The organism is Pseudoalteromonas sp. MTN2-4 (genome assembly GCF_042848605.1).
In the GTDB taxonomy this organism is placed as follows: domain Bacteria; phylum Pseudomonadota; class Gammaproteobacteria; order Enterobacterales; family Alteromonadaceae; genus Pseudoalteromonas.
The window spans coordinates 372,446-386,152 of sequence record NZ_BTGK01000004.1; the positions used below are offsets into that span (position 1 = coordinate 372,446).

At 40.5% G+C, this 13,707-nt stretch carries 14 protein-coding genes; 1 reads left to right on the forward strand and 13 read right to left on the reverse strand.

The annotated features are described in order from the left end of the window. On the reverse strand, positions 1-510 hold the full coding sequence (locus tag ACGHEH_RS12765) for a M48 family metallopeptidase (protein ID WP_390445960.1): 510 nt from the start codon (positions 508-510) through the stop codon (positions 1-3). Positions 511-541: 31 nt separating this feature from the next. Then, the gene (locus ACGHEH_RS12770) at positions 542-1,390 is read right to left on the reverse strand and encodes a DUF72 domain-containing protein (protein WP_390446035.1); all 849 of its coding nucleotides are present in this window, start codon (positions 1,388-1,390) and stop codon (positions 542-544) included. Between the two features lie 187 nt (positions 1,391-1,577). Between ACGHEH_RS12770 and aspS the strand changes: the two genes are divergently transcribed. Beyond that, complete coding sequence (gene aspS, locus ACGHEH_RS12775; protein WP_390445962.1) at positions 1,578-3,359, forward strand: aspartate--tRNA ligase; 1,782 nt, start codon at positions 1,578-1,580, stop codon at positions 3,357-3,359. A gap of 365 nt (positions 3,360-3,724) precedes the next feature. On the opposite strand, the gene ttcA is transcribed toward aspS, so the two are convergent. The 11 genes from ttcA to ccoN form a co-directional block, all read right to left on the reverse strand. After that, the gene (gene ttcA, locus ACGHEH_RS12780; protein ID WP_390445964.1) at positions 3,725-4,636 is read right to left on the reverse strand and encodes a tRNA 2-thiocytidine(32) synthetase TtcA; all 912 of its coding nucleotides are present in this window, start codon (positions 4,634-4,636) and stop codon (positions 3,725-3,727) included. Positions 4,637-4,728: 92 nt separating this feature from the next. After that, positions 4,729-5,652, reverse strand: coding sequence for a universal stress protein UspE (uspE, locus tag ACGHEH_RS12785; protein ID WP_390445966.1), 924 nt, complete (start codon positions 5,650-5,652; stop codon positions 4,729-4,731). Between the two features lie 91 nt (positions 5,653-5,743). Then, positions 5,744-6,478 (reverse strand): FNR family transcription factor, encoded by a 735-nt coding sequence (locus tag ACGHEH_RS12790; RefSeq protein ID WP_390445968.1) that lies wholly within the window; start codon positions 6,476-6,478, stop codon positions 5,744-5,746. Positions 6,479-6,512: 34 nt separating this feature from the next. Further along, the gene (locus ACGHEH_RS12795) at positions 6,513-7,184 is read right to left on the reverse strand and encodes a sulfite exporter TauE/SafE family protein (RefSeq protein WP_390445970.1); all 672 of its coding nucleotides are present in this window, start codon (positions 7,182-7,184) and stop codon (positions 6,513-6,515) included. Further along, positions 7,171-7,347 carry a cbb3-type cytochrome oxidase assembly protein CcoS gene (gene ccoS / locus ACGHEH_RS12800; protein WP_130254465.1) on the reverse strand — a complete coding sequence of 59 codons (177 nt, stop codon included), beginning with the start codon at positions 7,345-7,347 and terminating at the stop codon, positions 7,171-7,173. The genes ACGHEH_RS12795 and ccoS overlap by 14 nt, the downstream gene beginning before the upstream one ends. Further along, positions 7,344-9,719, reverse strand: coding sequence for a heavy metal translocating P-type ATPase (locus ACGHEH_RS12805; RefSeq protein WP_390445971.1), 2,376 nt, complete (start codon positions 9,717-9,719; stop codon positions 7,344-7,346). Before ACGHEH_RS12805 ends, ccoS begins: the two co-directional genes overlap by 4 nt. Positions 9,720-9,724: 5 nt before the next feature. Next, positions 9,725-10,228, reverse strand: coding sequence for a FixH family protein (locus ACGHEH_RS12810; protein ID WP_390445973.1), 504 nt, complete (start codon positions 10,226-10,228; stop codon positions 9,725-9,727). A gap of 115 nt (positions 10,229-10,343) precedes the next feature. Then, entirely contained in the window at positions 10,344-11,309 is a 966-nt protein-coding gene (gene ccoP, locus ACGHEH_RS12815; RefSeq protein ID WP_349286103.1) for a cytochrome-c oxidase, cbb3-type subunit III, read from the reverse strand. Then, positions 11,306-11,491 (reverse strand): cbb3-type cytochrome c oxidase subunit 3, encoded by a 186-nt coding sequence (locus ACGHEH_RS12820; RefSeq protein ID WP_058029591.1) that lies wholly within the window; start codon positions 11,489-11,491, stop codon positions 11,306-11,308. Before ACGHEH_RS12820 ends, ccoP begins: the two co-directional genes overlap by 4 nt. Before the next feature lie 6 nt (positions 11,492-11,497). Next, positions 11,498-12,118 (reverse strand): cytochrome-c oxidase, cbb3-type subunit II, encoded by a 621-nt coding sequence (gene ccoO, locus ACGHEH_RS12825; RefSeq protein WP_130254460.1) that lies wholly within the window; start codon positions 12,116-12,118, stop codon positions 11,498-11,500. Positions 12,119-12,132: 14 nt separating this feature from the next. After that, positions 12,133-13,566, reverse strand: coding sequence for a cytochrome-c oxidase, cbb3-type subunit I (ccoN, locus tag ACGHEH_RS12830; RefSeq protein WP_349286104.1), 1,434 nt, complete (start codon positions 13,564-13,566; stop codon positions 12,133-12,135). Between the last annotated feature and the right edge of the window lie 141 nt (positions 13,567-13,707).

Genomic DNA, 13,707 nt, shown 5'->3' on the forward strand with positions numbered 1-13,707 from the left:
TTAATAAAAACTGAGTTGCTCTTGCTGAAGTACTAAAAATAACCTCAACTCTAGTTCAAGCTGGTGATATTCAGGTTCTATATGGCAACACAGGTTATAAAAACTCTTATTGTGTTCTTTCTCTTTGAAGTGCGCTAATTCATGAACAACTAAAGCTTTTAAAAGTGGCTCAGGTGCTAAACGAAGTTGCTCAGCAATGGTTATTTCATGCTTGGCTTTTAACTTGCCACCGTGTTGTTGTCGCTTAAAGGTATGTGTTCCCAGTGCATTTTGTACTAAATCTTTCTGCTTCTTGTACTGTACCTGTTGCAACTTAGGAGCATTCTTTAAATATCGTTGCTTGAGTTCATTCGTAAATTCAAAAAGTAATTTATCGTTTTTCAGAGTATGACCGACAGGGTATTTGTTTTTGAAAAACGAAAGTAGCTTATTATTACTGATAAGCATATTAACTTGTGCTTGAATATTTTCAGGGTAATGACTGAAATAGTGTGTGTAAGGGTGAGGCACGATTTGTTCTCTATTCTAATTTGATTCAATTCTAAAACAATGAGTTTTGCTTTGCTTCTTTTTCAGCAGGGAATGGTAAGCTGACAGTATGCTCAAGACCTAAATCAGCAATAAACTGTCTAGCTAGAAGAGGTGAGTCATAGTTATCAGCGGTATGGAAAAACACATAGGGGGTTTTGCCTTCTTCAAGCCACACACGAATTTTATTTAACCAAGGTTTGTAAAAAGCTCTATTATCTTCAAGGTTTGATGTGCCAACATATCTGATGATAGGCGCATTGCTGGTGGCTAATACGTGAAGAGGTACTTTAGGCTTTTTAGCTTGAGCATCAATGATGGCTTCTGTGTTTGGTATTTCACTAAAAAGAGGGCGTGTATCCATCATGATGCGGTTGTAATTATGTTTCATTAAGAATTGGTTATAACTGCGTTCATTATCGCCTTTATCAAAAAAGCCTAAATGTCTTACTTCAACGCCAAGATTAAGTTCATCTGGTAATAAAGCACAGAATTTTTCAATGCGATGCAAATATTCGGGGGAACATGACTTGGGAAGCTGTAACATGACTTGCCCGATTTTAGGAAAAAGTGGGCTAAACAAATCAAGCCAAACTTTTAAGTCATTTTGGCAATGTTGTAACGCCATGTCATGACTAAAGCGTCTCGGTATCTTAAAGGTAAATTTAAAATCTTCGGGTACTGCCTGATACCATTTTCTTATAGTGTCAGGTTTGGGATCTGCATAAAAACTGGTATTACCTTCAACGGTGTTAAAGATTTGGCCATATTCGGAGAGCATATTGCTTGGCGCACAGTTAGACGAAAAAAAACGACCTTTCCAGTGAGTGCTACTCCATTGTGGACAACCTAAATAAAGCATATTTTTGAATAAATGACTTAATATGAGCACGAGAGTGTAGCAAATAGGTGCATTAGTTGGAAAATTTACAAACTATTGCGAAAGCTCGGCACTTCAAGGATGACATTAACGGCGATTTTTATATAATTGGACCAATTTTTCATTAAACGAAGTTCAGCACTATGCTTGCTGAACAAACAGGAATGCTATGCGCTCTATATACTGCGGAAATTTAAACAGCAGCCATGTTGGTCAAGAAGTAGAACTATGTGGTTGGATCAACAAACGTCGTGACTTGGGTGGTCTAATTTTCATCGACTTACGTGACCGTGAAGGGTTAGTTCAGGTGGTATTTGACCCTGAAGTTGAAGGTCTGATGGATGTGGCGAATACGTTACGTCAAGAGTTCTGTGTAAAAGTAACAGGTACTGTTCGTGCGCGTCCTGAAAGCCAAATTAACAAAGATATGGCAACGGGTGAAGTTGAAATTTTAGGTACTGGTTTAACGGTAATTAACCGCGCTGAGCCATTACCACTAGACTTTAACCAGCAAAACTCTGAAGAGCGTCGTTTAAAGTATCGCTATCTAGATCTGCGTCGTCTTGAAATGTCAGACAGAATTAAGCTTCGTGCTAAAGCAAGCAGCTTTGTACGTCGTTTCTTAGACGCAAATGACTTCTTAGACATCGAAACGCCAGTGCTTACTAAAGCAACGCCAGAAGGTGCGCGTGACTATTTAGTACCGAGTCGTGTGCATAAAGGTAGCTTTTATGCGTTACCTCAGTCTCCTCAGCTATTCAAGCAATTACTGATGATGTCTGGTTTCGATCGTTACTATCAAATCGTTAAGTGTTTCCGTGATGAAGATTTGCGTGCTGATCGTCAGCCTGAATTTACACAAATCGATTTAGAAACGTCATTCATGACGTCTGATCAAGTTCGTGAAGTAACAGAGCGTTTAATTCGTGAAATGTGGCAAGAACTACTAAACGTTGATTTAGGTGCTTTCCCGGTAATGCCTTACAGCGAAGCAATGAGCCGTTTTGGTTCAGACAAGCCAGACCTACGTAACCCGTTAGAGCTTGTTGATGTGGCTGACATTGTTAAAGATGTAGAGTTCAAAGTATTAGCAGCCCCTGCAAATGATGAAAAAGGTCGTGTTGCTGTGCTAACTGTGCCAGGCGGTGCAAAACTGTCTCGTAAGCAAATTGACGAATATACAAAGTTTGTAGGCATTTACGGTGCGAAAGGTCTGGCTTGGATGAAAGTCAATGACCGTGACGCAGGCGTTGAGGGCGTTCAATCTCCAATTGCTAAATTCTTAAATGAAGAAGTTATTAATTCACTGCTTGAGCGTACAAATGCACAAACTGGTGACATCATCCTTTTTGGTGCTGACAAGCGCAATGTTGTCAACGAAGCCATGGGCGCGTTACGTCTGAAAGTGGGTTTAGACCTTGAACTTACAGATTTGAACAAGTGGGCACCATTATGGGTTGTAGACTTCCCGATGTTCGAAGAAGACGACGAAGGCAACCTTCATGCAGTACACCACCCATTTACTGCTCCAAAAGATATCTCTGCAGCAGAACTTGAAGCTAACCCAGCAGCGGCTATCAGCGATGCATACGATATGGTACTGAATGGCTATGAAGTCGGTGGTGGTTCTGTTCGTATTCACAATAATGATATGCAACAAGCTGCATTCCGCATTCTAGGTATTGAAGAGCAAGAGCAAGAAGATAAGTTTGGTTTCTTACTTGATGCACTTAAGTACGGTACACCGCCACATGCAGGTCTTGCATTCGGTCTTGACCGTCTAGTTATGTTACTTTGCGGCACAGACAACATTCGTGATGTGATTGCATTCCCTAAAACAACGCAGGCATCTTGCTTAATGACAAATGCACCAAGCGTTGCAAACCCAGATGCATTAACTGAACTTGCTATTTCAGTTGAAAAAGCTCAAGAAGAACAAAACGACGCTTAATCGTTGTTGTTAATAAAGAAAGCGGCCAATAGGTCGCTTTTTTTGTACCTGAAATTTATGAACAGGTTTAATACCAATCCTCAATCTTTTTGAGGGACTAAAACTGACGCTAGCGTCGTTGAAAATTTCTTATTTAGAACAACTAAATAGCAAAATTTTCGCATTGATATCTACAAGTTTTTCTCGATTCAAAATAGATCGCTTAATTTAGAGTATTGGTATAAAGCCAATTTAGACTAGTTCGCCTAACAAAATCTTTAAGTTATGAATTTAGGTGAGTAGTAATTAAGTGAAGAGTTGTAGCTGTGATTTAAGATTTGTGATGTATAAAGCCGCTAAGTGAATTAGCGGCTTTTTTAAAAAGCTTAAACCAACTCGATTGGTTGGATTTTTACTGAGTTTTCTTCTTCTTCCTGTTCCATCGCTGGCTCTTTAAACTCAGGTTTATCAAGGGCAATATCACCGCCGTCAATCACTTCACCTGTTTGCAGGTTTTTAAAATCAAACAACTCACCATCTGCTAAATGCGAGGGGACGACGTTTTGCATTGCAGTGAAGATACTCTCAATACGACCAGGATTTGATTTATTCCACTCGTGTAACATGGCTTTAACGTGTTTGCGCTGAAGATTTTCTTGAGAGCCACACAAGTTACAAGGAATAATCGGGAACGCTTGTGCTGTTGCGTACTGCTCAATATCAGCTTCTTTACAGTAAGCCAGAGGGCGGATCACCATATGCTGGCCGTCATCACTCATGAGCTTAGCAGGCATGCCTTTTAACTTACCGCCGTAGAACATGTTTAAAAACATGGTTTCGATCATGTCATCGCGGTGATGACCAAGCGCGATTTTAGTCGCGCCCATTTCTTTTGCTGTACGGTACAAAATACCTCGGCGAAGACGTGAGCATAGTGAGCAAGTTGTTTTACCCTCAGGGATCTTATCTTTTACGATGCTATAAGTGTCTTCTTCAATGATCTTATATTCAATGCCTAGACCATCTAAATACTCAGGCAGTATGTGTTCTGGAAAGCCGGGTTGCTTTTGATCAAGGTTGATCGCAAACACGTCAAATTTAATAGGGGCAACGCGTTGAAGGTGCTGAAGCACATCTAATAGGGTGTAACTATCTTTACCGCCAGAAAGGCAAACCATGACACGATCGCCTTCTTCGATCATGTTAAAATCACCAATAGCTTGACCAGCTAATCGACGCAGACGCTTTTGAAGTTTATTCAGATTATAAGCGGTTTTGGCTTCTTTTGAGTGAGACACTCGGCCCCCTATTTAAATGACGGAAAAAATAAGGGCGCATTATACCCAAACCACCTTAAATTGCACGTCTAAGGTGGTTTGGTAAAGTATAATTAATCTTCTAATGGGCTTTTATATCCATCAGGTTTGAGCGCTAAAACATCACAATCTAAACTATCGATTACGTGTTCTGCAGTATTCCCGACTAAAGCTGCACTTAGACCAGTTCTGCCAACAGTACCAATCACTACTAGTTCTGATTTAAACTCTTTCGCGACATATGGAATTACATCTTCAGGTAACCCTTCTTTGATGATGCATTGCTCCGGTGCTAATGCGAAACGTTCAGCGAGTGCATAGGTTTCATCTTTATGATGCTTTTTAACAGCTTCGTTATATTGAGAGGGGTTAAATTCTGGTATTTCAATCGCAATATTAACAGGCGTAGCAGGGTACGTGTTCACAATGCTGAGAGTGGCGTTTGCTATTTGGCAAATGAATTTAGCATCTGTGATAATTCTATTGTTAAGTGCTTGATGTTGTTCATTATCAGAAGCGGCATTCACGGCAGCAAGCACATGTCCTTGCTCTGGCCAAGCATGATCTTTAACAAGCAGCACAGGAGCAGGGCACTTACGAATAAGATGCCAATCAGTGGGCGTAAAAATAACAGATTTTAACGTATCATGTTGATGAGTACTTTTTACAACTAAGTCGAAATCACTGTTAATCACGTTTTTGATGATGGCTTCAAATGGACGGTTATGCCAAACTACTTTTTTGTTAATTTCTATATCAACAAAGGAAGCTGTTAACTCATCTAGCCATGCTTCTCTGTCTTTAACTACAGCGTCTCGCATAGCATCACGCTCTTCTTTAGATAGCATAGTAGTCATTTCATAGGAAAAGTCGTAAATGGATAGGAAAGCGGTGATCTTGGCGCCAGTTTTTTTTGCTAAACTGACCGCGCGTTGCAAACTATGTTGTTGTTCTTTGGTTGGGTCTACAACTGCTAATATGTGTTTAATTTGGTCCATGGAATTCACCTTTTTTGGCTAAATTGTACACTTTTAGTGTAACGCATCTAGCCAAAGGTGAAAGTATAAAGGCTTTAAAAGTTGTACTAGATCAACAACTAATTGCAGCCGTTTTAGCCAAACCTGGTATGTCTAAAATGGTAATAAATTTACCTTCAACTTTAATAATTTCAGCTTTTTGGAAACGACTTAAAAGGCGGCTGATGGTTTCAACCGTTAGGCCTAAGTAATTACCAATTTCACCGCGTGTCATGGTGAATCTAAACTCTTTGCGTGAAAAACCACGTTCACCGAAACGATTAGATAAATTATAAATGAATGTCGCTAAGCGTTCTTCGGCGGTCTTTTTATTTAAAAGTAATAGCATTTCTTGATCGTAATTGATCTCATTACTCATAAGGCGCATGATTTGTTGACGAAGCTTTGGTAATTTTCCAGCTAATTCGTCAAGTGTATCGAACGGGATTTCACATACCATTGATGTTTCAAGTGCTTGAGCAAAGCTTTGATGTTGCATCTTGTTAATGGCATCGAATCCCACAAGATCACCTGCTAAGTGGAATCCTGTGATTTGCTCATCACCTTGCTCAGAAAGTGTGTAGGATTTAAACGAACCAGATCTTAAAGCGAAGATAGAGTTTAGCGCATTACCCGATTCGAAGAGAAAGTCGCCTTTGTGAAGCGGTTTTTTACGCTCAATAATTTCATCTAGTTTGTCCATTTCGCTGCCATTTAAAGAGAACGGTAAGCATAACTGACTGATGCTGCAGTTGTTGCAACTGATAGTACAGTTACCTTTAGAACGGTTTTGATTGCTTAAATCCATTATAAATCCATTAAAATTAGATGCATGACATAGGTTAATGTACTAATTTATCAGTTGCAATGATTAGTAGATAGAATCCATACCATACAAAAATACTGCCTAGCGCTAATCTTACCAGATTGTGATTTAAAAAGCGGCTAAGATGTTGGGCTGATTGCCCAATGGTTAACATAGCTGGTAAAGTACCAAAGGCGAATGCCATCATAATGCTTGCACCATGCAATGTTGACTCTGCTTGCAAAGTCCAAATTAAAGCTGAATACACTAACCCGCAAGGTAGCCACCCCCATAACATGCCATAGCCAAATGCTTTTTTTAAACTATCAACGGGCAAGAAAAGTTTATTAAATTTGACGATATGTTGCCAGAGTAGGGTTTTACCCATGCTTTCAACAAATTTGAGTGTGTTAGCAAGGCGCATCACGTAAAGCGCAAGCAAGATCATAAAGATCCCACTAAAAATTTTAACGCCTAGGGCAAAGTGGGTGTTTTGTTTGGCAAAACTCGCACCTAGGGTCGCGACCAGCATACCGGCAATACAGTAACTTGCTAGACGACCAAAATTATAAGCAAGACTGACTTTGATAGCCGATAGGTTTTTACTTGCAAGCTGCAGACTAGAAGCGACACCACCACACATGACAATGCAGTGACCGCTTCCAACTAGACCCATAATAAATGCACTGAATAAACTAATCTCGTTCATTACTACTTTTAGTATGCTTGTCTTTGTCGTCTTCGAATAAAATACTGTGGCCTTGCTTATTCAGATCTGAAAACTGTTCGCTTCTCACAGCCCAGAAGAAAATGCCAATTGCGATGATCACAAACAGAATCGCAATTGGGATTAAGATATATATGATACTCATAGTTTTAATAACCTTAAAGAGTTACAGATCACTACAATCGAACTTGTTGTCATGCCTATTACAGCAATCCAAGGTGGAATTAACCCAAATGCAGCCAGCGGTAAGATTGAACCGTTATAACACAGTGAAATAGCGAGGTTTTGCTTTACTATACGACGAGTGGTAATTGCGACTTCTCTCAATGTGTTTATTGAGTTTAAATCACTTTTCAGTAACACGACATCAGCGGTATTTTTTGATATGTCAGCGCCTGTTTCCATAGCAACTGATAAATGCGCACTATTAAACACCGGACTGTCATTAACTCCATCGCCGATCATGGCCACGACTTCATTGTTTTTTGACCAAGACTCAACGGCTTTTTGTTTCTCTCCTGGTGAGCAGTTTGATTGAAAACTATCTAAATTAAGTTGTTTTGATAAGGTCTCACCAGCGTTCGAGCTATCGCCTGTTAACATATGACAAGTTAAACCAGAGCCTTTTAGGTGCTTGATAACACTTGAAGCATTACTTCTGACTTTATCAGTGAGATAAAAATCAGCAATTGGTTGTTGATTTATAAACAACGTAGCTTGAGCTTGGCTGTCTCTTACTCCAAACCAACCAGTTTTTCCGAGTGAAAGCTCGTTTGTACCAAGTTTGGCACTGATCCCAATACCAGGGTGAACAGTCACGTCGTTAAGCTCGTGATATTCAGAAGCATGCTCTAAAAAGGCTGCGGCAATAGGGTGCTCAGAGTATTTTTCTAAGCTAGCACTTAGGGCGAGTACTTTTTCTTCTGTGAATTCAGATGAAAACAGCTCTGTTTTTGCGATTGAAAACTTACCTTCGGTCAAAGTGCCTGTTTTATCAAATGCAACACGAGTTAATTTTGTTAGTGTTTCGAGCACATGGGCTTCTTTGATTAATATGCCTTTTTTGGTCAACGTGGCAACAGCACAGGTCAATGCGGTAGGAATAGCCAAACTGAGTGCGCAAGGACAGGTGGCGACAAGCACGGCGATTGTCACCCAAAAAGCTTGTTCAGGATCAATCTGATACCAGCCAATCGCGGTCATTGAAGCAAATACTAGTAAACACGCAACAAACCATTGGGCTACTTTGTCTGTTACTTCAACCAACTTTGGTCTTTTGCTTAATGCATTATGCTGCAGGCGGATGATTTGGTTCAGCAGCGTATTTTGGCCAATTTTATTGATTTCGATTGTTATTAGACCATCGTGATTGACTGTACCCGCAAATACTTGGTTGTTTACTTGTTTTTTAACAGGTAGGTGCTCACCGGTCATCATAGACTCATCAACTGTACTGCTGCCATCAATGACAATACCATCTGCAGCAATGGTCTCACCGGCCTTAATGAGTACTCTGTCATTTAATTTTAGATTACGAGCAGCGACAACGTCTTCAGTGCCATCTTCCAACAGTTTTCTGGCTGTTAAAGGTAATAGTTTTTGCAGGTTTGCAGTGAACTCAGAAGCTTTAAGTCTGGCTCTAAACTCAAGGTATTTGCCCAGTAAGAGCAAAAAGGTAAACATACAAATAGATTCGAAGTAAACTTCACCCACTTCCATGACAGTTGCGTAAGCACTGGCACCATAAGCACCAAATATTGCCAGTGAGACAGGCAGATCCATGTTTAACTGTTTAGCTTTTAGGCCATTGACTGCATTGGTTAAGAAGGGGAGAGCTGAGTAGAGGATCACAGGGGTAGCCAGAACAAGACTGATCCACCTGAAATATTGTTCGAAGTCTTCTTCCATGCCTGAAAACATGCCAAAGTACATAGCAAAAGCGAACATCATGACTTGCATTGTCATAAGGCCAGCAACACCTAACCTTCTAATGTACGCTTTTGCAGTGGCTTGTTTTTGTGCGGCTTCATCATCAGCTTGGAAAGGGTAAGCTTTATAACCTATTTCCATTAATGCTTTGATGATTTCACTGAGCAATATTTTCTCTTTGTTCCATAAAATCATTGCTCGGTAAGTCGATGTATTCACGTCAACACGGGCAACACCTGGCAGTGCTAAAAGTTGCTTTTCTATCAACCATGCACACGCTGCACAGCTGATCCCTTCAACACTTAATAGTACCTCAGATAAGTCACCTTGATGTGTGACAAAATCATCTTGAATTTCTTGATTATCATAGCTTTTTATAAAATTGAGCTGTTCAGGGACTAAGGTTTCAACCTTGCCTGCACTATCAGTTCTGAACTTATAATAGTCGGTCATGCCCTGACTAATGATGGTTTCAGCGACAGCTTTACAGCCAATACAACACACTGCTTCATTTTTTCCCTCAAACTCTATATGGTCATCGAAACCAGCAGGAATTGGTTCTAAGCAATGAAAACAAGAATTAGACATAGAAATTACTTCAGTGATTTATTGTATTCAGGTGATACTTCAATGGTTTCTGTCGTTGGAATAAGTAGATCTTCTTTCATTTTCCAACTGCCGTCCATAGGCTCAATAAATATGGTGTAAGCGCCTAATTGGATATCTTCAAGAATAGCGGTGAAACTACCGTTTGCATTGGCAAGGAGGTTAACTTCGAAATCATGTTTTTTAATTGTACGGTGATAAAAAGATGCTTTGAGAGCAGTAACTTTGCTAAAATCACCTTTGGTAAATTTAAATTCGACGAAATCACTTTCGACGCTTAAATCACCATGTAGATATAAGGCTTTTGCTTTGTTGAATTTACTTAATTCAAGGTCAATTGCTTTACCTTTTTTATAATAATCATCTACCACCATATCTGGGCCATTACCAACCGCAAATACAACTAGACCAATACATGCAACGATGGTTGCAACAGGGAAGAACATTAAAAACCAAGGCCAAAAATGCTTATACCAAGGGGTAGGTTTCATAGTGTACTCATAGCTAAAAAACAGTGCTGATATAGTATCTTATTTGCCTATAAAAACCTAAAAAAAAGCCTCCAAATGGAGGCTTTTTTGATCTCAAATAATCTTAGCGATTCGCTTATTTATTCTGAGATAAGCTATATACATATGCTGTAAGTAAGTGAACTTTGTCTTCACCAAGAATATCTTTCCAAGCAGGCATTACACCAGCACGGCCATTTATTAATGTTTCTTCAACTGCACGTTGAGAACCACCATATAGCCAGATATTGTCAGTTAGGTTAGGCGCACCGAAAGGATTGTTGTTAGCAACAGAACCTTTACCGTCCATACCGTGACACGCTGCACACATTGCAAACTTAGTTTGACCTGCTTGAGCGTCTTTTGCATTTACTTTACGACCCGAAAGACTTAATACGTAAGCTGTCATTTCTTTAATGCCTTGCTCACCTAGTGCACTTTCCCAACCTGGCATCGCAGCTACACGACCGTGAAGAAGTGTTGCTTTGATTTGATCAGGGTTGCCGCCGTATAGCCAATCGTTGTCAGTTAGGTTAGGGAAGCCCATACCACCACGTGCATCAGAGCCGTGACATTGAGAACAGTTTTGCGCATATAAACGTTGACCAATCTCAAGTGCTTCTTCGTTCGTTGCAAGTGTTTCGATGTCTTGCTTTGCAAACGCTTGGAAGATAGGACCAAAACGCTCATCAGCTGCAACATACTCTTGGTCTAACTGAACCCATTCACCATTGGCTTTAGCTTCTTCAATCGCCTTTTTAGACTCTTCCATTGAAGTTACGCCTTGGTTAGAACTTGTCCATTTTAGGAAACCTTGGAAGTTACCAAGACCAGGGTACATTGCTAGGTAGTAAACTGCCCAAATAAAAGTTGCGAAAAATAAGTAAGTCCACCACTTTGGCAGTGGATTGTTTAATTCTTCAATACCGTCGAACTCATGGCCACAGCTTTCACCTTCTTTTACACCTGCGTAGTTTTTCAGGTTCCATAGAAGTAAGCCGAAGATTAGAGCTAGACACGCTAAGGTCAATACGATGACCCAAATACTCCAAAAGCTAGTCATTTTTCAGACTCCTTTTCCTCATTAGAGATTGTGTTGTTGTGCTTTTTTTCATCTTCAAAGATAGCATTAGCAGCGTCGTCGAAACGATTTTTTGTGCGCTTACTATATGCCCACACAACAATCACAACAAATAGTACCAAAATTACCAGAGTCAAAATGCCTCTGTATGTGCCGTAATCCATAATAAATTACTTCAAGTGAGTGCCAAGTTGCTGCAAGTAAGCAATAAGGGCTTGCATTTCTGTCTTGCCTTTAACTGCTTCTGATGCGCCTGCAATGTCTTCATCGGTGTATGGCACGCCAAAACCTTTGAACACTTCAAGCTTCTTAGCTGTGTCTTTACCATCTAGTACATTTTCATCTAACCAAGGATAGCCAGGCATGTTTGACTCTGGAACCACCGAACGCGGGTCCATTAAGTGTGCATAATGCCAGTCATCAGAGTAACGCTCACCAACGCGAGCAAGGTCAGGACCTGTACGCTTAGAACCCCATTGGAAAGGATGATCCCAAACAGATTCACCAGCTACAGAGTAATGTCCATAACGCTCAACTTCGTCACGGAATGGACGGATCATTTGTGAGTGACAGTTGTAACAACCTTCACGCACATAAATATCACGACCTTCCATTTCTAAAGCTGTAAGAGGGCGAAGGCCATCAACAGGTTTAGTAGTATCGTCTTGGAACATCAGTGGTGTAATTTCTACAAGTGCACCAAAGCTGATTGCGAAAACAGTTAGGATAGCCATAAGGCCAACGTTCTTTTCGACAATCTCATGTTTGTTGGTAGAGTTATTATTGCTCATACATTACACCCCACTTAAGCCATTTGAGTATTAGCGTCAGCAGTTAAAGAACCGCTCTTCGCTGCAACTGTACGGTAAACGTTATATGCCATAACTAACATACCCGCTACGATGAATACACCACCCATGAAGCGCATGATGTAGAAAGGCTTAGATGCTTCAAGAGATTGTACGAAGCTGTACATTAATGTACCGTCAGAGTTAACTGCACGCCACATTAGGCCTTGCATTACACCTGAGATCCACATTGCTACGATGTAAAGAACTACACCCACAGTGTGTAACCAGAAATGCGTGTTAACTAGCTTAACGCTGTACATGTTACCGTGACCAAATAGTGCAGGGATTAGATGATAGATAGCACCGATAGAGATCATAGCAACCCAACCAAGTGCACCTGAGTGTACGTGACCAACTGTCCAGTCTGTGTAGTGTGATAATGCATTAACAGACTTAATAGCCATCATTGGGCCTTCGAACGTTGACATACCGTAGAATGACAGTGAAACAACTAAGAAACGAAGAACAGGATCAGTACGTAGTTTGTGCCATGCGCCAGATAGCGTCATGATACCGTTGATCATACCACCCCAAGATGGAACGAATAGGATTACAGACATAACCATACCTAAAGACTGAGTCCAGTCAGGTAATGCTGTGTAATGTAGGTGGTGAGGACCAGCCCAAATATAAAGAGAAACAAGTGCCCAGAAGTGAACTACTGATAAACGGTAAGAGTAAACAGGACGACCTGCTTGTTTTGGTACGAAGTAGTACATCATACCTAAGAAACCAGCTGTAAGTAGGAAACCTACTGCGTTGTGACCGTACCACCACTGAACCATTGCATCTACTGCACCTGCGTAAATTGAATAAGATTTACCTAGAGACACAGGAACTGCCATGCTGTTAACGATGTGAAGAACAGCAACAGTAATGATGAAACCGGCATAGAACCAGTTAGCTACGTAGATGTGTGATACTTTACGCTTAATAAGAGTACCGAAGAATACGACTGCATAGCTTACCCAAACTACCGCGATAGCGATATCGATTGGCCACTCAAGCTCAGCGTATTCTTTACCACTTGTATAACCAAGAGGAAGAGTAATTGCTGCAGCTAAGATGATAGCTTGCCAACCCCAGAAGGTGAAAGCGGCTAGTTTGTCAGAGAAAAGACGCGTTTGACAGGTACGTTGTACAACATAATAAGATGTTGCAAATAGCGCACTAGTACCAAATGCGAAGATAACAGCGTTCGTATGTAACGGACGAAGTCGAGAGTACGTTAACCATGGAGTGTCAAAGTTCAAAGCTGGCCAAGCAAGCTGTGCTGCAATAAGCACACCTACACCCATACCAACAATGCCCCAAATCACTGTCATGATAGCGAATTGGCGTACAACCGTGTAGTTGTACTCAGATTGTGATGCTACTGATTGGCTCATTTTCTGGATTCCGCTGCAATTGTTGCGATTAGAAATGAATTACCTGCAAGCAGGCCCTATTATTTATTTCACAAACTCGTCATAAAAACGTTTGAAATTTGATAAAAACGCTTAAAAAACAAGCTTGAGAAACCCTTTTTT

Bases quoted from the DNA above. Each gene is read 5' to 3' on its own strand.
- ACGHEH_RS12770 (WP_390446035.1), bottom strand. From the start codon at position 1,390: ATGCTTTATTTAGGTTGTCCACAATGGAGTAGCACTCACTGGAAAGGT.
- aspS (WP_390445962.1), top strand. From the start codon at position 1,578: ATGCGCTCTATATACTGCGGAAATTTAAACAGCAGCCATGTTGGTCAA.
- uspE (WP_390445966.1), bottom strand. From the start codon at position 5,652: ATGGACCAAATTAAACACATATTAGCAGTTGTAGACCCAACCAAAGAA.
- ACGHEH_RS12790 (WP_390445968.1), bottom strand. From the start codon at position 6,478: ATGGATTTAAGCAATCAAAACCGTTCTAAAGGTAACTGTACTATCAGT.
- ACGHEH_RS12795 (WP_390445970.1), bottom strand. From the start codon at position 7,184: ATGAACGAGATTAGTTTATTCAGTGCATTTATTATGGGTCTAGTTGGA.
- ccoS (WP_130254465.1), bottom strand. From the start codon at position 7,347: ATGAGTATCATATATATCTTAATCCCAATTGCGATTCTGTTTGTGATC.
- ACGHEH_RS12805 (WP_390445971.1), bottom strand. From the start codon at position 9,719: ATGTCTAATTCTTGTTTTCATTGCTTAGAACCAATTCCTGCTGGTTTC.
- ACGHEH_RS12810 (WP_390445973.1), bottom strand. From the start codon at position 10,228: ATGAAACCTACCCCTTGGTATAAGCATTTTTGGCCTTGGTTTTTAATG.
- ccoP (WP_349286103.1), bottom strand. From the start codon at position 11,309: ATGACTAGCTTTTGGAGTATTTGGGTCATCGTATTGACCTTAGCGTGT.
- ACGHEH_RS12820 (WP_058029591.1), bottom strand. From the start codon at position 11,491: ATGGATTACGGCACATACAGAGGCATTTTGACTCTGGTAATTTTGGTA.
- ccoO (WP_130254460.1), bottom strand. From the start codon at position 12,118: ATGAGCAATAATAACTCTACCAACAAACATGAGATTGTCGAAAAGAAC.
- ccoN (WP_349286104.1), bottom strand. From the start codon at position 13,566: ATGAGCCAATCAGTAGCATCACAATCTGAGTACAACTACACGGTTGTA.